The organism is Amylolactobacillus amylophilus DSM 20533 = JCM 1125 (assembly GCF_001936335.1).
In the GTDB taxonomy this organism is placed as follows: Bacteria; Bacillota; Bacilli; order Lactobacillales; family Lactobacillaceae; genus Amylolactobacillus; species Amylolactobacillus amylophilus.
The window spans coordinates 1255959-1276604 of the sequence record NZ_CP018888.1 but is presented as its reverse complement, the minus strand read 5'-3'; the positions used below and the strand labels follow the sequence as shown (position 1 = coordinate 1276604).

The window sequence follows — 20646 nt, the reverse complement described above, 5'->3', positions numbered from 1 at the left end:
CAAATCTCCTCTAACCAAATTTTCCTGAAATGTAGTCTTCTGTCTCTTGCCTGTCCGGATTCAAGAACATCTTCTTGGTCTCATTATACTCAATCAAGTGCCCCTGTAGGAAGAAGGCCGTCCGATCAGATATTCTGGATGCCTGGCCCAAGTTATGGGTCACGATGATAACCGTGTACTTGTCCCTTAACTCAAGCAACATGTTCTCGATTTTCGCACTAGAGATGGGATCTAACGCACTTGTTGGCTCGTCCATCAAAATCACTTCTGGCTGCACCGCAAGGACCCGCGCGATGCAGACTCTTTGCTGCTGGCCACCTGAAAGTGAGAGTGCGCTCTCGTTCAACTTATCCTTCACATCATCGAACACGGCGGCGGCCCGTAAACTTTCCTCAACAATCTGATCCATCTCGTCCTTCGTGTACTCGTTCTTTTGTAGCCGCAAGCCATAGGCGACATTATCGTAGATCGAGAATGGGAATGGGTTTGGTTGTTGGAAAACCATGCCCACTTTTTTCCGGAGAGCCACAGTATCGGTAGTTGGCGCGTAAATATTTCGACCGTCAATCTTGACGGAACCTGTGATGGTCACGTTGTCAATCAGGTCATTCATCCGATTAAGCGTCCGCAGAAAAGTGGACTTGCCACATCCGCTCGGGCCAATCATCGCCGTGATTTCGTGTTCGAAATAATCAAGCGAGATGCCCTTTAACGCCTCGTTCTTGCCGTAGAAAAGATGCACATCGGAGGCAGAAATTATGGGTTCTTGATTTGGATTCATCGTTTTCCTCCTAGCCAAATCTGCCTGAGACGTAGTCTTCGGTCAGTTGTACTTGTGGTGTTGTGAAAATCTTGCGTGTCTCGTCGTACTCGACTGCATCCCCCAAGTGGAAGAAGCAGGTATAATCCGAAATCCGCGCTGCTTGTTGCATATTGTGCGTCACGATAATGATCGTGTAGTTGGCCTTTAAGTCCATCATGGTCTCTTCAACAGTTCCGGCCGAGATAGGGTCTAACGCACTGGCGGGTTCGTCCATCAATAGAATATCGGGTTTCATCGCAATTGCCCGTGCAATGCAGAGCCGCTGTTGTTGCCCACCGGACAGAGCTAAAGCACTTTGGCCGAGGTCATCCTTAACCTGATTCCAGAGAGCTGCCTGTTTCAACGTCGTCTCGACCAATTCGTCAAGCGCTTTTTTGTCATGCAGACCATGACGTTTGGGGGCAAACGTGATGTTGTCGTAGATCGACTTTGAGAAAGGATTGGGGCGTTGGAAGACCATGCCGATGTGCTTGCGCATCTCGTAGACATCGATTGCGTCGCTATTGATATCCAGGCCGCGATACATAATCTCCCCCTCCACTTTCGTATGGGGAATGTTATCGTTCATTCGGTTGATTGAGCGCAGGTACGTCGACTTACCGGAACCAGAAGCACCAATCAACGACGTAATCTTATTTCGCTCAAATTGCAGACTCACACCGTGGATGGCATCCTTCTCGCCGTAATAGACATGGAGGTCGTGGGTTTCAACGGCAATCTCCTTGTTCAACTTTGCTAAATCAATAATTGCCTTAGTTTGTTTTTCTTCAGTCATCAAAGTCCTCTACTTCACGCCAGTCAGATGGCGATATAACTTCTTACCAAAATAACGGGCCGCAAGATTAAAAATCAGTACAGCAATGATCAAAACCGCCGACGATGCTGCGGAGACGGCGTCGAGATCCGGAATAATTCCCTCACCATTAACCTTCCAAATATGAACTGCCAAGGTTTCGGCAGGACGAAATGGATTCAAGGGACTATTAATGTAGAGCGGATTCCAGTTGCTAAAATCCAGGATAGGCGAACTTTGGCCGGCGGTATAAATCAAGGCCGCAGCCTCCCCGAACACCCGGCCAGCCGCCAGAATCATTCCTGTAACCAAGTTTGGCAGTGCCTCGGGCACAATGACGTGCACGACGGTTTCGAAGCGCGAAAGGCCAAGTGAAAGGCCGGCCTCCCTTTGGGTGAAGTGAATTGAGAGTAGCGACTCCTCCACATTTCTGGTCAACAGGGGTAGATTAAAGACGGTCAAGGCTAGCGCTCCCGAGAGGATGGAGAAGCCAAAACCCATCTGAATTGAGAAAACCAAAAAGCCGAACAAGCCCACAACAATCGAGGGCAACGAACTCAATATTTCGATTGCCGTTCTGACGAATTCGGTCACCTTATTTTTCGGAGCATACTCGGCCAAGTAAATACCGGCCAGAATAGAGATGGGCAGCGAAATAATCATCGACAGAATCAAGAGGTAAAACGAGTTAAAAAGCTGAACCGAAATTCCGCCACCAGCCTCAAAGATCTTCGCCGGCGTAGTTAAGAAACGCCAGCTAATATTCGGCACGCCCTGGATAAGGATGTAACTGAGTAAGAAGGCGAGAATCAAGACAATCACGCCCGCCATGAAATAAATAATCTTGGTTGCTAATTTATCAACGTTTTTTGCATTCATCGCCCAAAGTTACCCCCCTTCTTTGAAATACGCCGGATGACCAGGTTAAACAGTAATGACATCAATAAGAGGAGTAGTGCGAGGGACCACAGTGCATTATTGCTGAGCGTTCCCATGACCGAATTACCCATCCCCATCGTTAGGACACTAGTCAGTGTTGCCGAAGGTGTGACCAAGTTATGTGGCATCAAGATGGCATTACCAATAACCATCTGGACGGCGAGTGCTTCGCCAAATGCCCGAGCCATTCCAAATACCACCGCGGTCAAAATACCGGGTAGGCTGGCCCGTAAAACCACCTTATAGATGGTCTGCCACCTGGTCGCACCGAGTGCGAGCGAAGCTGAGCGGTAATAATCGGGTACCGCGTTTAAAGCGTCAACCGTCATCGAAGTCACCGTTGGCAAGATCATCACGAACAAGACGAACGTCCCGGCCAGAATACCGAAGCCCGTACCACCAAAAATATTTTTGATAAATGGCACGACAACGGACAACCCGATGACACCATAAACCACAGACGGAATTCCGACCAGCAATTCAATTACCGGCTGGAGAATCTTCCGCCCACGCTTCTTACTGATCTCCGTCATGTAGATAGCCGCAGCGATTGCAAATGGTGTTGACAAAATTGCAGCCAGAAACGTCACCAGAAATGAGCCGACAATCATGGCCAAGGCACCGACCTCTGGCTGACCGTCGGCCCCCTTATTGCCAGGATTCCAGACGGTCTTTGACAGAAAGTCCCACAGATTGACTTTGTCAGTCGTGAAGGTTGCAATTCCTTTGGTTGCCACAAAAAGAAAAATTGCAGCAACGACCACAATAATTAATGCGATGGCGATTCCCGAAATGATTTTTCCGAAAAGTTCGCGTTTAGCAGCCTTAGATTTCTTCAACAGGCTAGCACGAATTTCATCTTGCATATTTTTCTCCTACTTAATCTTGGTAACTTGACCGGCCATCGAGCGCTCGACCTGCATGTCCTTAATGGCGATGTAACCCATTTTGTTTACAACAGAATTCTGCACGGTATCGCTCATGATAAACTGCATGAATTTCTTAGTACTCTGAGTGGGCTTCTTGCTTACATACATATGCTCGTAAGCCCAAAGCGGCCAAGCGTTTGTCGTCACGTTTTTCTGTGTCGGTGCCACGGAGTTTAACTTGACAGTTTTGACCGTATCATTCACGTAGCTGAAAGCAACATAACTGATGGCGCCCTTCGTGCTTGCGATAATTCGCCGCACCATGCCGTTTGAATCCTGTTCTTGTGCATTAACGGGCTGTTGCCCCTCAAGTACCGAGTCTTCAAAGGCCACACGCGTCCCACTGCCCTGAGCCCGGTTGACCAGTACAATCTTCAGATTTGGGCCACCGACATCCCGCCAGTTAGTAATCTTCCCAAGGAAAATATCGCGTAACTGGGCCAAAGAGAGACTAGCTACCCCGAGCGACTTATTGACAATTGGCGTGATTCCAACCACAGCCACCTTCTGACCGACAATCTTAGTCGCATCAATACCAGACTTTTGTTCCGCGTAGAGGTCGGAGTTGCCGATATCGACGGCTCCCGCCTGAATCTGTGCGAGCCCGGTTCCGCTACCGCCCCCCTGAACGTTAATGTAAACACTTGGGTGCTGCTTCGTAAACTGCTCGCCCGCGGCTTCGACCAAAGGCTGTAGTGCACTTGATCCTACCGCACTAACCACTTCGCCCTTTTGCTCAAGCGAACACGCACTGAGGACGGTTGTTAAAATCGTAATCAAGAATAAAAGTGCAAACTTCTTGCGCATTCGAGGACTCCCTAATTAACTAAGTTTGAGGTAACGTCTAATTGAAATAACTGATCCTAAAGCGCCAATCCCGGCACCAATCGCCACGATTAGCAAGTCTAAGCCGATCAGCACGCTTGCGGGGCTCAACAGACTATAACCCGCGTTCGCCAAGCCAACAGACATGCTTTTGAAGACAAATTGATAAACTAAGTCGACAATAATTATGGGGATGATGGAACCCAAAATACCGGTCCATGCCCCCTCAAGAATGAATGGTGTCCGGATAAACCGATTGGTTGCGCCGACCAACTGCATGATTTCAATTTCATTGCCCCGCGAGATGATTGTAATTCTGATTGTGTTCGCAATCAAGAAGATTGCCACCAAGAGCAGGATAATTGAGAAAATCAGGGCAATTCGTCTAACCGTTGCCATAATATTAAACAGCTGTTTCGCTTTATTACCACCGTAATTTACCTCGGACACATGTTCGAGACTCTTCACGGACTGAGCGATTTTCTTGGTCTCAGATACATTCTTCGCCTTAATGATGAGCATGTCCATCAAAGGATTTGAGTCACCACCAAGCATGGAGAAGGAGCTACCATAAACTTTGACCAGTTTCTTTAATTCATTCTCCTTGCTCGAGAACTTAATTGTATCCACGCCATCTACCTTGGAAATTTCGGTAGTCAGTTTTTCACGCTCAGCCTTAGTCGTGTCCTTTTGAATGGCGACTCTAACCCGAACATCGCTCTCTATGTCATTTGAGATCTTATTGATGTTAAATACGGCGCTCAAGAAGATACCAACTAGAAGTAGCGTTACACCAACGGCGGAAATTGCAGCAACGGTCATCCAACCATTTCTCTTCAGACTCTTCAAACTTTCTCTGATGTGGAAATTAATTGTTGCGGTTTTCATTGATGTAATTCCCTCCTTCTTCGTCACGAATCTTGACGCCATGCTCAATCTCGATCACACGATGAACATGTGTATTCACAATATCCTGATTATGCGTTGCCATGAGGATGGTCGTACCGGACTGATTAATCTCCTCAATCAGCTTCATGATGTCTTCCGTCGTGTTTGGATCCAGATTCCCAGTCGGCTCATCGGCAATTAGGACACTTGGTTTGTTCACGATTGAACGAGCGATGGCGATTCTTTGTTGCTCACCACCAGAAATCTGGTTCGGAAACATTGCTGCCCGCTCTTCTAATCCAACCATCCGTAGCACTGAATTAACCATCTCCGGAATCTGCTCCTCCGGGGTCTCGGTTACGCGTAGTGCGTAGGCGACGTTTTCAAATACGGTTAGTCTAGGTAAAAGTTTGAAATCTTGAAAGACCACGCCAAGCGTTCTCCTAAGTGTAGGAATTTCCTTATCCGTAATGGTATTCAAATTGAAATTATTGACCATAATCTGACCAGAGGTCGGCTTAACTTGCCGATACAACAATTTGATTAGCGTTGACTTACCCGCACCGCTTGGTCCCACAAGGTAGGCAAATTCACCCTGTTCGATCTTGAGATTTAAATTATCGATTGCCTTAACGCCATTATCATAATCTTTATTGACGTTGATTAATTCTATCATTGTCTCTCCTTACATTAATTAGGGTTTTCCTGACTGAGTAACCATTGAAGGTAGGCATAGATGAACGGATCTAAATCACCATCCATCACCGCGTTACCATTACTTGTTTCGTAGTTAGTCCGATGATCTTTGACCATCGTGTATGGATGAAATACATAAGAGCGAATTTGAGAGCCCCAACCGATATCCATTTGTTCACCAACGAGTTTAGCCTTCTCCGCAGCCTTCTTCTGCTCCTCTAGACGAAACAACTTAGCACGTAACATGCTCATGGCTGTATCCCTATTTTGAAATTGGGATCTTTGGGCCTGCGATGAGACCACGATTCCCGTTGGTAAATGGGTAATTCTTACAGCACTGGAAGTTTTGTTGATGTGCTGTCCACCGGCGCCACTTGACCTGAAAACATCAACGCGTAAATCGTCTGGATTGATATCCACCGTAATTGTGTCGTCAATTTCCGGTGTAATTTCGATTGAACAAAATGAGGTGTGTCGTCTCTTAGCGGAATCAAACGGAGAGATTCTCACTAGCCGGTGCACACCATGCTCGGACTTTAAGAGTCCAAAGGCATTCTCACCCTTGATAATCACGCTGACGCTCTTAACGCCGGCCTCGTCACCTGGTTCGTAGTTTGTCACTTCGAAGGTGAAGCCGTGCTGTTCGGACCATCTTTGGTACATGCGCATTAACATCGAGCCCCAATCCTGCGATTCTGTGCCACCGGCACCAGGATGAATTTCGAGCAATGCGTTATGTTTATCATACTCACCCGCTAATAAAAGATTCAACTCATATGACTTCATTTTTGCAGTTAAATCTGTCAGGTCTCGTTCCAAGCCCTGGGCAATCTCCGTATCATATTCCTCACGGAGTATCTCCAGGCTAACGGCAGCCTCATCGTACGCTTCCTGTAACTCGTGAAAACTATCGTGCTTCTGCCGTAGTTGATTGGTTTCATCAATAACCTGCTGTGCCTCGTTGTTATCATTCCAGAATTCTGGCTCAGCCATTTTCTGTTCATTGATGGCGATTGCCTCGTTTAGCGCATCGAGGTCAAAGAGACCCCCTAAAGTGTTTTAGCTTAGTGTTAATTTCCGTTAACGTCCTGTTTAAATCACTAATTTCCATCTAAAGTAATCTCCTTTTATAAAAAAATCAGGGTGGCATGATTTACTATGCATCCTGATTGATATTTTATCGTCTAATGTTTTGACGGATTTGTGCTTTCATGAATAGTCTGGTTGCATCAAATTCGATATTGGCTACCATTTCCTCAAACATTTGGTAACCTGCTTCTTGGTATTCAACAAGCGGATTAAGTTGACCATATCCACGAAGGCCAATTGATTGACGCAATTGATCCATTGCATCAATGTGGTCGGTCCAGCGCTCATCAACTACTCGCAAGATGACAACTTTCTCAAACTCGAGCATTTGTGATGCATCGCTTAACATATCTTGCTTCTCGTTATAATTCTCCGAAGCAAGTTTGTTGAGTGCTTCCTTCATTTCTTCTGGTGTCATGCTACCTAGATCAAGCTGCTTAGCTTTCTCTTCCGAAGTAATCGAGCTGATGACAAAATCATACAGGGCATCAATGTTCCAAGTATCTTTGTTTCCTTGAGTATAAAGGTCAACTTGATGTGAGATTGTTCTGTTAACCATACCCAATAACACATCTTTTAGACTCTCTTGCTCATCAATGACGTGCATACGCTCGCCATAAATGATCTCACGTTGCGTCCGCATCACATCATCGTATTGGAGTGTTTGTTTCCGCGTGTCATAGTTATTACCTTCAACTCGTTTCTGCGCACCCTCCACTTGACGGGTAATCAACCGACTCTCAATCACCTTGTCATCGTCATTATTCGAGATTCGATCCAAGAATGATTTGACTTTTTCTGAACCAAAACGTTTCATCAAATCATCTTCAAGTGAAAGATAGAATCTTGTTTCACCTGGATCACCTTGACGACCAGAACGGCCCCGCAATTGGTTATCAATCCGTCGTGATTCATGTCTTTCAGTTCCAATTACTGCTAGACCACCAAGCTCCTTAACACCGGGTCCGAGCTTGATATCTGTCCCACGTCCAGCCATGTTGGTGGCAATCGTTACTGCGCCACGTTGACCCGCGTTCATGACAATTTCTGCTTCCTTGAAATGGTTCTTCGCATTCAAGACTGCATGAGGAATCCCCTCTTGGTCAAGTAGATGCGACAAACGCTCCGACGATTCGATGGCGACAGTACCAATCAACATTGGTTGACCCACATCATGGCGTGCCTTAATTTCTTTGACAACGGCCGCAAACTTGCTGTCTAGCGTCGGGTAGAGTAAGTCCGGTTGATCAACACGTGCTAACGGGCGGTTAGTTGGAATCGTGATAACTTGCATGTTGTAAATTTCGCGGAACTCTTCCTCTTCTGTCTTGGCAGTACCGGTCATTCCTGAGAGTTTCTTATACATTCTGAAGTAGTTCTGGTAAGTGATTGTGGCCTGGGTCTTGTTCTCCTCTTGGATCTTCACACCCTCTTTGGCCTCAATGGCCTGGTGGAGTCCATCTGAATAACGCCGGCCCTCCATGACGCGTCCAGTAAATGAATCAACAATCATTACCTCACCATCTTGAACAACATAATCAATGTCATTTAGCATGATGTAGTTAGCCCGCAGAGCCTGGTCGATGTGGTGTACGAGACTAGCGTTCTCGATGTCATACAGGTTATTTAAGCCGAAATTCTTCTCTGCCTTCTTAATTCCCTGATTAGTCAAACTAATTGTTTTGGTTGGCCAGTCGATCTTGTAATCCCCGTTCTCCTCGTCAGTGGCCTTTGGATCAGTTGTATCCGCAACAAGCGACTTAACAAACCGGTCTGCACGAAGATAGTCACCAGAGCCTTGGAAAGCCTGCCCGGAGATAATCAAAGGTGTCCTAGCCTCATCAATTAAGATTGAGTCAACCTCATCAATTACCGCATAGTTCAGTGGTCTTTGAACCATCTGATCCTTATAGACCACCATGTTATCCCGTAAATAATCGAAACCTAGTTCACTATTGGTTGAATAGGTAATATCCGCCTGATAGGCCTCACGCTTCTCATCAGGACTCTTAGAGTTCAAATTTAGACCAACTGAGAGGCCAAGCCAGTTGTATAATTGGCCCATTTCTGTCGCATCACGGGTAGAAAGATACTCGTTAACGGTAACAACGTGGACTCCCTGACCTTCTAGGGCATTCAAATAAACCGGCATGGTGGCGGTCAAGGTCTTACCTTCACCAGTCATCATCTCAGAAATATTCCCCTCATGAAGTGAGATACCACCGATAATTTGCACCTTGAATGGGTAGAGTCCCAGAACACGTTTTGCGCCTTCACGGACGGTAGCAAATGCCTCAACCAGAATATCGTCGAGTGTTTCTCCGTTCTTCAACCTCTCCTTAAATTTCGGGGTGTTTCCCTGCAGCTCCTCATCTGACATGGCAGAATATTCTTCTGCGAGTGCCTCAACACGGTCAGCGATTGCTTCAAATCTCTTCAACTCGTGTTTGTCATTGTCAACGAGTTTTCTTAAAAAGTTTGCCATCTAATAAATTCCTCAGTTAATCTTTGAATTGAATCTTTGCACTTGTAACAGTTTAACATTTTATTCCAATTAATAAAATTACTATTACATTAAAAAAAGAGCCTTTTCGGGCTCTTTCTACTATAAACTATTTATTCATCGGTTTCAATCAAGCCATACCGGCCATCTTGCCGACGATAGACAATACTTGTACCATTCGTATCAGCATCTTCAAAAATGAAGAAGTCATGACCTAGCATGTCCATTTGGAGAATTGCTTCTTCTGGATCCATTGGTTTCAGGTTTACTTGCTTAGTTCTCACGATATCAAGTTGCTCATCTTTAGTTTCTACAGCCTCCTCACCATCAGAGTCTGTAAGCAAGAAGTCCTTGATGCCCTTTTCCCTAGTCTTGCGGTTAATTCTGGTTTTAAATTTACGAATTTGTCTCTCAAGTTTCTCAGAAACATTATCGATACTGCGATACATATCATCAGTTGTTTCTTCTGCGCGTAAAACAAGGTAAGGAAGTGGAATAGTAACTTCGACCTTCGCGGTTCTGTCTGTGTAAACCTTCAAATTTACATGGGCGATAACCTCAGGATCATTTTCAAAATACTTATCAAGCTTAGCTAGACGTTTCTGAACGTATTCCCTCAGAGCATCTGTTACCTCAATATTTTCACCGCGGACATTATAACTTAGCATAATGATTCTCCTTTCAAGCACCCGGAGGCGCTTTCTTTACTCTTATTATAGCAAAGTTCGAAATTTATGCGTAATAAATACTCACCTAATTATAGAAAAACTTTCCAGCTGCAAATTGGGATTGTGGAGCTGAATTGCATCCCGTGCATGATAGAACGTCCGTCCGGTTGTATACAGATCATCTAGGAGTAGGCCACGGCCGGATAACGGCATACTTCCACAATAGACAAAGGTTTGTTTCGTCTGCATCCGCTCCTGCCTATTCTTTTGGGACTGGGGCTTCTCAGTAGACTCCTTTGTCAACACCAGTGTTAGGGGGACCAGCGTGTCGAAAATACTGGTTATTGTATCAAATCCTCTACTCTGAACATGCAGTGGATCAGTTGGCAGTGGGATGAAATAGTCAAATCTACCACTAGCAACTACTTCCTTGAGTTGGTCTGCGATCAAGGATTTTAACGCATCTACCAACACATAATCACCGTATCTCTTATAGCGCCGCATCAAGTCGTGCATCGAGTCGGTGTATCGAAACAGGGCATGATTCACTAGCGGTACACCACTTTTGTTCCAGCGGATACAATCCAGACAGATATCGTGATTTTGCTGGTGACGACCACACTGCGGGCAGTATTCGGGGCCAATCAGGACAAAAGTCTGGCGACAGTCAGCACAAAGCACTCCCCCATCATTAACAGATTGCGTTCTTCGTTGCTTATTTAACACCGGTATCAGGAACTGAGCCAAATCAAACTGAATCACCAGCTCTTGGTTACAAATAAGACAGCGATTATTTTCCATGTTTATTCATCCTCTTAATCTGCTTAATTGCTTTTTGAATCGATTCGCGGTATTCATGATAGAAAAAGTAGACTTGACCACTGGGGTCATTTGCTGCTCGGCCCACCCTACCAGCTATCTGGACCAAGGAGGCCGTATTGTATATCCGATCATCAGCATCGAGCACGATTACCTGAGCTTCTCTGATTGTCACCCCACGCTCCAGAATCGTCGTGGTGAGGAGTAGGTCAAGCTCACCTGCTCGAAATTGCATAATCTTCTCGATTCGCTCGGCATCCCCGGCATGGACTGACGCCATCGCCACAGTAGGAAATAGTTTACTCAGTGTACGATAATAGGAATCCAGCTGCGCTATTTTGGGTACGAAGATCATCAACGGCTTCTGCAGCGCAATCAATTTGCGGATGGCTTTGATAATTATCCAGTTGATTCGTCCCTTTTGACTAATTGTTGCCCCCACAACTAATTTAGCCTGTGGTACGGGGAGATCGAAGCCATGAAATCTCCGACACAACAAGCTATAATGCAACTGATTCTTCTTCACTAGCGCCAGCTGTTCTTTTGCTGGTGTTGCGGTCAGAAAAAATGTACAGCCAGACAGCTTCTGCGCCGTAGCCGCGCCGAAAGCCAGCAAACGGGAGTCGCGGTAAGGAAAGGCATCAACTTCATCAATGATGACTAACTCAAAGGCGTGGTAGAATTTCAGCAGTTGGTGCGTCGTGCAAATCACAAGTTGATCGTTCTCCGGTTCGCTGTATTCCTGACCATGATACTTACCAATCTTGGTATTGCTAAAAGCTTGACTGAACCGCGGGAATAACTCGTTCACAACGTCAATGCGCGGTGTAGCTAGGCAGACCCTGTTGCCAGCCGAAAGGGCCGTAGCCACCACCTTAAATAGCATCTCGGTTTTTCCTGCGCCGGTCACCGCATGCACGAGGTGATTACTCTTAGTCGTGAAGGATGCCATTAAGTCTCGACTAACCCTCTCCTGTGCAGGCGTTAATTTACCAGTCCACCTTAAGACACTATCCTGTGGCAATTGACGTGGAGCGTCGGGAATGCGCACCAAATAATCGTTTGCAGTCACCCGTCCCAGTCCGATACATTCCCTGCAATATGCAATTTGTCCGGGTAGAAATGCGTTGCAAATACTGTTACACCGGCTACAATAATAACTAGTATCAACTTGCCGAATTGCTGGCACACGCTCATACCGCGCAGGATATTCCTTGAGTGCGGCGGCGGGAACGCTAATTTGACGCCCATGTAATTTCTCAAATTCGATTTTGTTTGTATTGATCATCATAACTATAAGTACGCCAAAAGGAGGCATTTCCATGCAGAAATATTTAACAATTAAAGAAACCGGGACTTACGAACAGATAATCAACAAAAGTCGCTTTATTGCCACCTTTTCCCGCATTGAGAACGAGAAACAAGCACAAGAATTCATTAAGGAAGTCCGGCAAATTCACCGCTCAGCAACGCATAATTGCAGCGCCTATGTCTTAGGAGAGCATGACGAGGTTCAACGAGCACACGATGATGGTGAGCCCGCCGGAACTGCTGGCGTACCCATGCTTGAGGCGCTAAAGCTTATGCAACTGAAAAATGTTGCGGTTGTTGTCACCCGCTACTTCGGCGGCATTAAGCTTGGTGCCGGAGGACTAATTCGTGCATACAACGGCACCGTTTCAACTGGAGCGAAGGAGATTGGTATCGTGTTGCGCAGTCGCCAAACTGCGCTCAAATTTACGATTTCATACGACCAACTAGGAAATATCGACTATTATTTAAAGGCACACAATATCGCAATAGCACACCAGGATTATGGTGTTGCCGTGGACTTTGAGATCTTTGTTGACCCGCTAGAGGTCGAACCTGTTCAGAATGATCTATCCGAGTTATTACGCGGTCAAGTAGAATTTACGGTTGGTGAGCCGCGTTTCGTCGAAACGTTAATAGGCCGATCTATGCAAAATAAAAAAGATAATTAGACCGTTGCCAAGCAGCAGATTAATTATCTTTATTTTTTTGTTCCTTTTCGGTTTCTACCACGGGATCACGTCTACTCATTTTGATAATTATGCGGCTGAGCAGATGCAGTAATGGTTTATATTTCTCCCCGAGGAGGCCAATCGTTTCCACGAATAACTCAAGCCCTACCACTAGGCCTGCAAGTAAGAACCAGGTCCCCCACGCGGGACTTAGGATGAACAGCAGTGAGATGAACGAGAAGATGAAGGACAGTCCGTAAATTGCTAATACGGTTTGTCGGTGCGACAGGCCCATCTCCATCAATTGGTGGTGCAAATGGTGCTTGTCTGCCTCCGAAACGGGCTTTTTATTGAGCAATCGCCGAATGATTGCATAGACCGTATCTGTAATTGGGACCCCCAGGATGATAATCGGTACCAGCAATGAGATAAACGTAACGTTTTTCAGTCCCTTAAGAGATAGGACTGCAATCATGAAGCCCAAGTACAGTGCGCCCGTGTCGCCCAAAAAAATTTTTGCGGGATGGAAATTGTATGGGAGAAAGCCCAACAACGTGGCAGCCAACATGAAGGCCAACAAAGGCACGTAGAATTCGTGGACGTTCAAGAAGAAGAAACCGACTACCCCCATTGTGAACAAACTGATGAGCGAGACCCCCGTAGCGAGGCCATCCAGTCCATCAATTAGGTTCACGGCGTTCGTCAACGCCAGAATCCAGAAAATCGTGATAGGAAAACTCCACCAACCAAGGGTAAATGTGCCAATGAAGGGCAGTACAATTTGGTTCATTCTGATACCGGCAAGAAAGTAGATTACTAAGGCAGCTACGAAAATACCGAGCATCTTTTGCCCCGGTTTGAGCTCCAAGATATCATCGATTAAGCCCGTGAGTACGATAATTGTCTCTGCTAGGAAGATGCTGAATAATTCATGCGTCGGAAATTGATTGCGTAACAGAATAAAGCAGCCGATATTGAAGGTCACAAATATCGCTAACCCGCCAATCGTCGGCATTGGTTTCTTATTAACTCGCCGTGCGTTTGGGTTATCAACAGCTCCGAAAACAAAGGCGAGTTTCCTAATGAACGGCGTAATTACAGCCGAAATAAGTATGAGTGAGAATAACAGAACGATAATTTTAAACATTGAGTTCAACTTTCTTCTACGTATAAAGTCTATTATACAAGTACAGGCAGAGACTGACAATAAAATAAAGGACCTAGGCTTCCACCTAAATCCTTATTTGGCAACTTCGACCGCCCGTTTCTCCCTAATTAGGGTAACTTTGATGTTCCCCGGATATTCCAACTCGGTCTCTATCTTATTTTTGATTTCACGGGCTAAAATAACGGTTTGATCGTCTGACACTTTATCAGGCTCAACCATAATTCTAATCTCGCGTCCTGCTTGTATTGCATATGCTTGTTTGACACCATCATAGCTATTGGCAATTGTTTCGAGTTTCTCAAGCCGTCTGATGTAGTTCTCAAGCGACTCAGACCGCGCACCCGGACGAGCCGAGGAGATTGAGTCTGCTGCTGAAACCAGAACGGAAATGAATGAGATTGGCTCAACATCACCATGATGGGAAGCAATTGCGTTAACAACTACATCCGGCTCATGATATTTCTTAGCCAATTCCACGCCTATTTCGACGTGTGTACCCTCTATTTCATGATCGATTGCTTTGCCGATGTCGTGTAATAATCCTGCACGGACTGCAAGTTTTTCATCTAAACCAAGTTCCGCAGCAAGTGCTGCAGTTAGTTTGGCAACTTCAATTGAATGGTCCAAGACATTTTGACCATAACTAGTACGATATTTTAAGCGACCTAGTACTTTAATTAATTCGGGGTGCATGTTGTGGATGCCAAGCTCCATCAACGCACTTTCACCGGCTTGATAGATATCATCATTGACCTCTTTACGGGCCTTATCAGCCATCTCTTCAATCCTGGCGGGATGGATTCTACCATCCTCAATCAGCTTCTCGAGTGTGCGTTTAGCAATCTCTCGCCTAATTGGATCAAAACCGCTAAGTACAACAACTTCCGGCGTATCATCAATGATTAAATCTATTCCGGTTAGTGCCTCAAACGAGCGGATATTACGGCCCTCACGTCCGATAATACGCCCCTTCATCTCATCGTTTGGCAAATTAATAACTGAGACCGTGGTCTCAGATACTGTATCTGCTGCAGAGCGTTGAATTGCTTCAACTATCAGTTTCTTGGCAAACTTGTCTACAGAGTTCTTAACCTGTTCGTTACTATCTTGAATAATTTGTGCACGTTCACTAACTAAACTATCTTTTAGGTCATCTAAGATTAGTTTACGGGCCTCATCTTCGCTGAGTTGAGCAACCCGGTGCAGTTCTTCTTGTCTTTGTTCAATTAAGTCGTTTGCTACTTGATCTTTATGTGCTAATTCCTGTTGTTGCTCGTTGAGTTTCTCGTCGCGCCGCGCTAATTGATTCTCTTTCTTTTCAATTAGTTCGTCCTTGCGATCAAGTGTTTCTTCTCTTTGCACAAGCCGGTTCTCTTGCTTTTGAAGTTCTTGACGCCGTTCTTTAAGCTCTGCCTCAACCTCTTGACGATACTTGTGAGTTTCATCTTGAGCAGCTAAAACCTTCTCTTTTTTAAGGTTCTCCGCTTCTTTTCTGGCAGTGGCAAGAATTCCAGCTACCGTTTGGGTAGCCTGATCTAATTCTTTCTCATGTTTAGCTTGACGAAGTTTCTCCCCGGCAACAATACCGAGTCCGAATAATAGCATTAAAACTGCGACCGCGAGGATTGTCAAAATTATGTTATTCATTTTGTCCCCTATCGCTGTGTTGTTTTTTTAGATTATTTACACAATTCCAAGTTTAATTGTGATTTAACATGATGTCAACTGGCATGGGCACTAAATGTTACCAAATAAGGTGAAATCGGCAAAATAAAAAGACACTACGTATCTTTTATGTTTATTCTTCAGTTTCAGCTGGCGTCTGCTTTTTTGTTGCTGCTGCCTTGCTGTCTTTTTCTACACCGCCAGATTCAGCCTTTTGATCTTCATCAATTCCAAATGCATCGCGGACCTTCTGCTTAACTTCGGCAAAGACAACGGGATTCTCCGCCAGATAGTTCTTGGCATTTTCACGTCCTTGGCCAATTCGGTCATCGCCATATGAGTACCAGGCACCGGCCTTCTTGATAATGTCCTTCTCAACAGCCATATCAACCAGTTCGCCAGTTTGTGAGATTCCCTTACCATACATGATATCAACTTCAGCGACTTTGAACGGAGGAGCAACCTTATTCTTCACCACTTTGATCTTGGTTCTGTTACCCAAAACATCCGTCCCGTTCTTGATTTGTTCAGCTCGCCGCACCTCTAGTCTGATGGTTGAATAGAACTTAAGTGCTCGGCCTCCCGGTGTTATTTCTGGGTTACCAAACATTACACCGACCTTCTCCCGGATTTGGTTGATGAAAAGAGCGATGGTTTTCGTCTTATTGATGGAACCAGATAATTTACGCAACGCCTGCGACATCAGACGAGCTTGCAAACCAACGTGAGCATCGCCCATATCGCCTTCTATTTCAGCTCGCGGCACAAGTGCTGCTACAGAGTCGACAACAATAATATCAACTGCACCACTGGCAACAAGCGCATCAGCAATTTCCAGTCCCTGTTCACCAGTATCCGGTTGGGACAACAAGAGATCATCGATGTTCACACCTAGAGCCTCTGCATATGCAGGGTCCATCGCATTTTCGGCATCGATATATGCGGCGGTTCCGCCCATCTTCTGGACTTCTGCAACAGCGTGCAACGCCACTGTAGTCTTACCCGAACTCTCAGGGCCATATATCTCAACGATTCTTCCTCTAGGATAGCCGCCAACACCGATTGCGGTATCTAATGCAATTGACCCCGTTGAAACGGTCGAAATCTGTGTATCAACTTTTTGGCCCATCCGCATGATCGCGCCTTTACCATAATTCTTCTCAATTTTTTTTAGTGCTTGCTCCAAGGCAACTTGTTTATCGTCTTTAGCCACTATTTACCTCCTACACCGTGTTGGTGTCTTACTTATGTAATTTTACTTGTTAGTCATTAAAAAGACAAGCTTTTTGCGAACAAATGTTCTAATGAATTTTGTTCTAAGTATATATACGCAAAATAAAAAACAATCCATCTGGATTGTTTAATTATTTTTCAAAAGTATCAGAGAAAATCGCTTTGTTCTGAATGAAGTAGTCTGCACCCGAGTAAATCGTAAAGAAGAGGCAGATGTACAGCAAAATAGTGCCTGCCGGTACATTAATTGCAGCAAAGAAGATATCATTGAGCAACAAGAAGATAATTGAAAGCATCTGTGTCGTCGTCTTAATCTTACCGGGCATTGCTGCGGCCAATACTTGACCATCCTGCTCAACGATTAAAAGCCTTAGCCCGGTCACGGCTAGCTCCCGGCAGACAATGATGGCCACAACCCATGCTGGTGCTTTGCCAAGTTCAACCAAGAAGATGAACGCAGTCATCACCAGCATCTTGTCTGCTAACGGATCGGCAAATTTACCGAAGTTAGTAACGAGATGATTTTTACGGGCAATTTTACCGTCTAGCAAGTCCGTCAAGGAGGCAACGATAAAAATGATTGCGGCAATTATTTGTGCTACCGGTATTCCCGTACCCAGTACATCAACACTGCCAGCTGGAATATTGAACGCCAACAAGATAATGAATACTGGAATGAGAATTATCCGAAACACTGTAAGCTTATTTGGTAAATTCATCTTAATTTCCTTCTGTTCCTTCGGTATCTTCAGAAACTGACTTTGCAAAAGTAAAGGTAATCGTTCTCGGTTGATTATTGCTGGTATTGGTTGGTAGAGGGACTTTCTCGCCCGCAATCGCTAAGGCCAGAGAAGTTGTATTACCAACGTTTAACTGCACCGTTTGCACGCCAGCCTCTAGGCTAATTGAATGTTCTTGACCGGCGCTAACCGTACCCTGCCAGCTTGTTGTTCCATCGACTACAGCACTTAGCCAAACATCTGCTTCTGGACTCGTAATCACTAGTTTACCCTGGTCATTTTGCAAACCGGATACTTGATAGTTATAGTCACCATTTTCAACAATCTTCACTTTGTCTTCTTTAGTCGTCGACTGTTTTGTTGCTTTCTTTGAGCTCTTTGATTTCTTCGAAGACGAGCTCTCAACTTTCTTAGTGACTACAACGTCGTCCTTCACCGGTTCTGTAGTATTTGGTTTAGCGAAAAAATTCGCGTAAACAAGATAGATAATGGCGATCACTGCGATAATTCCGAGTACAACAAGAACGTGGGGAATATAGTTCTTCCATAGGCCCTTCTTATTCTCGGTCGTCTCTCTCACATGCTGACTCTTATTATCAATCGAGTTCTCAACATACTCTTCAGGCTGAGTCTTAGGGACTTCGTGGTGAAAGTCGTTTAACAGCTCACTACCTTTAAGTCCTACAACAGAAGCATACTGCTTGATAAACGCACGAACATAGAAATCGCCGGGGAGCTTATCGAATTCCCCATCCTCAATTGCATTAAGGTAACGCCCTTGAATTTTTGTTTTCTCTTCAATATCGAGTATGGACAGGCCTTTAGCTTCTCTGGCCTCTTTTAGCTTTTGTCCAATATCTTCCATTTAACCTCTACCTCATGTTTCATTATCTGCTTGTGCAATTATACCATAAAAAATTTTAATTTTAGACCAACCAGCCACCATCAACGTAAATTGTTTGTCCTGTCAAATAATCTGCGCGTTCGTCCACAATATTCTGAACCCAGTAAGAGATATCCCGTGGCTCAGCAATCCTGCTGACCGGAATCTCCGCTTTCAACTGAGTCAATTCGTTTGTTGAAAAGTCCGCCGTCATCGGAGTAGCAACTGCACCGGGAGCCACCACATTGACCGTTAAACCAGCCGTTGCCACCTCTTTGGCATAGGCACTAGCAAACGCCGATAAGCCACCTTTAGTGGTACTATAAACCGCTTCAAGTGCACTGCCGTTTCTGCCATAAACAGAGCCTATGAATATAATGCGACTATGCTTCGTATTTAACAATTGTGGCTCAAAATATTTAACGATTTTTAATGGTTGCACCAGGTTGATCTGCAAAATTCGGTCGATTGTTTCGTTCGACTGAGCAGCAAACAAGTGGTAATCCGTCACCCCTTGGGCAAAAATCAGGGCATTGACTGCCAGAAAATCAGCAAAAAAATCTGCCGGCTGCTGATTTTCTGCCATATCATACCGAAAGGGCAGAAAGTCTTGATCTTGATACCGCCGCCCCAAATCAGTTGCCATATTCTGTGCCAATTCGGCTTGCTGATTATATTGCAGATAAAGCGACCAGCCACGAGCAGCCAAATCCGCTACTACTGCCTGCCCAATTCCCCCGGTAGCACCGAAAACAATTGCACGTTTCATGATTCACCCTGTTCCTTCTCTAACACGGCCACCGTCACCCGCGTCTGTGCCATTACCGCACTGACCAGCTCAACATACTGCTCATACGTAATTTGTTGCAGCCGTTCGACATTTAAGAGGTAATCCTCATCCTCGATACGACTCTCGGCAACCTCTATTGCCAGGTTATCAATCGCATCCATCGTTCTAAACGATTTGGCAATTAATTCTTTCTTCTGTAATTCAAAAATCGGTTTTGAGAACTCACCATCATTCAGTGTGGTCAATAGGCGTTCCACGACCTCGTCTGGTTGATCCGTTTGTGCCATGATTTTAGCATAATTACCCTGGCGCGTATAGCTGACACTTAGGTAGGGCTCTTGTTGAAGTAACTCATCTTGCTGCAGCGAATGATAGCTCGTACTCAGCTCACCGAACTTAGAATCCAACATAATTTCAATTAGGGTCTGCATTAAATCATTGCTTGGTAGAAATTGCTTAAAGTCTGGCAATTTGAGGCCAATAATTAGGCGTGGGTGCGCTGTTTTACCAGTCAGGGTAATCCGCTCGTTGTGCACCCCCATCTGATCAAAAACCGGATTAGTCATAGGCGTCGTAGTCACAGGTAACGCATTGACAAGTGGTGCGACCGCCTTAACTATGTTGGCAAAATGCACATCACCAGCAATCACTAACTTCATCTTTTCGGCGGTATAGTACTTACGGTAAATAGCCAGGAGGCTTGCAGGTGAAATCCGCGCCAGACTTTCCTCACTCCCGGCAATGTCCAGACTTAACGGCTCATTTTGATAGAGGTTGTTCATGAGCGCCTGATTGAGGCGCCAGTATGGCTCATCCTGGTACATTCGCAGCTCCTGCACAATAATTTCGCGCTCTTTGGCCACGTTCTCCTCAGTGAAGAAGGGTTCGCCAATTAGCTTGAACAATAATTGCAGGTTTTTCTCTAAGTTGTCCACAAAAACCGCGTAGTACATTGTCTCATTGACCGAGGTGAAGGCATTCACGTTTGCACCATTTTCCTCGAAAACCTCAGAAATATCACCATCCTGCTTTGCAAAGAGCTTATGCTCTAGGAAATGGGCAGAGCCTGCATAGGCTAGGTCCTCTTTCGTCAGGTCACTGCTACCATAATCAACAATAATTCCCGCGAATTTCTTGCTGAATCCCGGTTTGTTCACCAGAATCAGCTCGAACCCATTTTCAAATTTCTTCGTTTCAATCATTTCTGTCATAG

The 20646-nt window shown here is 45.3% G+C and carries 20 protein-coding genes; 1 reads left to right on the top strand and 19 read right to left on the bottom strand.

The window, feature by feature from the left end; all coding sequences use genetic code 11:
- Window positions 1–10: 10 nt before the first annotated feature.
- The 12 genes from pstB (LA20533_RS06665) to LA20533_RS06610 form a co-directional block, all read right to left on the bottom strand.
- Window positions 11–781, bottom strand: a complete 771-nt coding sequence (pstB, locus tag LA20533_RS06665; protein ID WP_056945973.1) for a phosphate ABC transporter ATP-binding protein PstB — start codon at window positions 779–781, stop codon at window positions 11–13.
- A gap of 10 nt (window positions 782–791) precedes the next feature.
- Window positions 792–1598: a phosphate ABC transporter ATP-binding protein PstB gene (pstB, locus tag LA20533_RS06660; RefSeq protein WP_056945972.1), complete on the bottom strand. Its 807-nt coding sequence runs from the start codon at window positions 1596–1598 to the stop codon at window positions 792–794.
- Window positions 1599–1607: 9 nt separating this feature from the next.
- Window positions 1608–2495, bottom strand: coding sequence for a phosphate ABC transporter permease PstA (pstA, locus tag LA20533_RS06655; protein ID WP_056945971.1), 888 nt, complete (start codon window positions 2493–2495; stop codon window positions 1608–1610).
- Window positions 2492–3421 (bottom strand): phosphate ABC transporter permease subunit PstC, encoded by a 930-nt coding sequence (gene pstC, locus LA20533_RS06650; protein WP_056945970.1) that lies wholly within the window; start codon window positions 3419–3421, stop codon window positions 2492–2494. Before pstC ends, pstA begins: the two co-directional genes overlap by 4 nt.
- 9 nt (window positions 3422–3430) lie before the next feature.
- The gene (locus tag LA20533_RS06645; RefSeq protein ID WP_054745912.1) at window positions 3431–4291 is read right to left on the bottom strand and encodes a phosphate ABC transporter substrate-binding protein; all 861 of its coding nucleotides are present in this window, start codon (window positions 4289–4291) and stop codon (window positions 3431–3433) included.
- A 15-nt stretch (window positions 4292–4306) separates the two neighbouring features.
- The gene (gene ftsX / locus LA20533_RS06640; RefSeq protein ID WP_056945969.1) at window positions 4307–5197 is read right to left on the bottom strand and encodes a permease-like cell division protein FtsX; all 891 of its coding nucleotides are present in this window, start codon (window positions 5195–5197) and stop codon (window positions 4307–4309) included.
- The gene (ftsE, locus tag LA20533_RS06635) at window positions 5178–5873 is read right to left on the bottom strand and encodes a cell division ATP-binding protein FtsE (RefSeq protein ID WP_056945968.1); all 696 of its coding nucleotides are present in this window, start codon (window positions 5871–5873) and stop codon (window positions 5178–5180) included. The genes ftsX and ftsE overlap by 20 nt, the downstream gene beginning before the upstream one ends.
- A gap of 14 nt (window positions 5874–5887) precedes the next feature.
- Window positions 5888–7004 (bottom strand): peptide chain release factor 2 gene (prfB, locus tag LA20533_RS06630; protein ID WP_141322552.1). Its coding sequence is split into 2 segments (ribosomal slippage): window positions 5888–6952 and window positions 6954–7004, totalling 1116 coding nucleotides; the frame shifts between segments, so codons are not numbered across the junction.
- A 66-nt stretch (window positions 7005–7070) separates the two neighbouring features.
- Entirely contained in the window at window positions 7071–9467 is a 2397-nt protein-coding gene (secA, locus tag LA20533_RS06625; protein WP_056945967.1) for a preprotein translocase subunit SecA, read from the bottom strand.
- Window positions 9468–9598: 131 nt separating this feature from the next.
- Complete coding sequence (gene hpf, locus LA20533_RS06620; protein WP_054745909.1) at window positions 9599–10153, bottom strand: ribosome hibernation-promoting factor, HPF/YfiA family; 555 nt, start codon at window positions 10151–10153, stop codon at window positions 9599–9601.
- Window positions 10154–10234: 81 nt separating this feature from the next.
- Window positions 10235–10954 carry a ComF family protein gene (locus tag LA20533_RS06615; RefSeq protein ID WP_054745908.1) on the bottom strand — a complete coding sequence of 240 codons (720 nt, stop codon included), beginning with the start codon at window positions 10952–10954 and terminating at the stop codon, window positions 10235–10237.
- Complete coding sequence (locus tag LA20533_RS06610) at window positions 10944–12263, bottom strand: DEAD/DEAH box helicase family protein (protein ID WP_082611543.1); 1320 nt, start codon at window positions 12261–12263, stop codon at window positions 10944–10946. The genes LA20533_RS06615 and LA20533_RS06610 overlap by 11 nt, the downstream gene beginning before the upstream one ends.
- Before the next feature lie 31 nt (window positions 12264–12294).
- Here LA20533_RS06610 and LA20533_RS06605 point away from each other — a divergent pair, with 31 nt between their 5' ends.
- Window positions 12295–12954, top strand: coding sequence for a YigZ family protein (locus LA20533_RS06605; RefSeq protein WP_056945966.1), 660 nt, complete (start codon window positions 12295–12297; stop codon window positions 12952–12954).
- A gap of 19 nt (window positions 12955–12973) precedes the next feature.
- Here LA20533_RS06605 and LA20533_RS06600 read toward each other — a convergent pair whose 3' ends face one another.
- From LA20533_RS06600 to yfmH, 7 genes are all read right to left on the bottom strand, one after another.
- Complete coding sequence (locus tag LA20533_RS06600; protein WP_056945965.1) at window positions 12974–14101, bottom strand: glycosyltransferase family 4 protein; 1128 nt, start codon at window positions 14099–14101, stop codon at window positions 12974–12976.
- A 93-nt stretch (window positions 14102–14194) separates the two neighbouring features.
- Window positions 14195–15769 (bottom strand): ribonuclease Y, encoded by a 1575-nt coding sequence (rny, locus tag LA20533_RS06595; RefSeq protein WP_056945964.1) that lies wholly within the window; start codon window positions 15767–15769, stop codon window positions 14195–14197.
- Between the two features lie 151 nt (window positions 15770–15920).
- The gene (gene recA / locus LA20533_RS06590) at window positions 15921–17000 is read right to left on the bottom strand and encodes a recombinase RecA (protein WP_056945963.1); all 1080 of its coding nucleotides are present in this window, start codon (window positions 16998–17000) and stop codon (window positions 15921–15923) included.
- A gap of 151 nt (window positions 17001–17151) precedes the next feature.
- Window positions 17152–17739, bottom strand: a complete 588-nt coding sequence (gene pgsA, locus LA20533_RS06585) for a CDP-diacylglycerol--glycerol-3-phosphate 3-phosphatidyltransferase (protein ID WP_054745904.1) — start codon at window positions 17737–17739, stop codon at window positions 17152–17154.
- Between the two features lies 1 nt (window position 17740).
- Window positions 17741–18625: a helix-turn-helix domain-containing protein gene (locus LA20533_RS06580; RefSeq protein ID WP_056945962.1), complete on the bottom strand. Its 885-nt coding sequence runs from the start codon at window positions 18623–18625 to the stop codon at window positions 17741–17743.
- 61 nt (window positions 18626–18686) lie between these two features.
- Complete coding sequence (gene ymfI, locus LA20533_RS06575) at window positions 18687–19412, bottom strand: elongation factor P 5-aminopentanone reductase (protein WP_056945961.1); 726 nt, start codon at window positions 19410–19412, stop codon at window positions 18687–18689.
- Window positions 19409–20644: an EF-P 5-aminopentanol modification-associated protein YfmH gene (yfmH, locus tag LA20533_RS06570; protein ID WP_056945960.1), complete on the bottom strand. Its 1236-nt coding sequence runs from the start codon at window positions 20642–20644 to the stop codon at window positions 19409–19411. The genes ymfI and yfmH overlap by 4 nt, the downstream gene beginning before the upstream one ends.
- Between the last annotated feature and the right edge of the window lie 2 nt (window positions 20645–20646).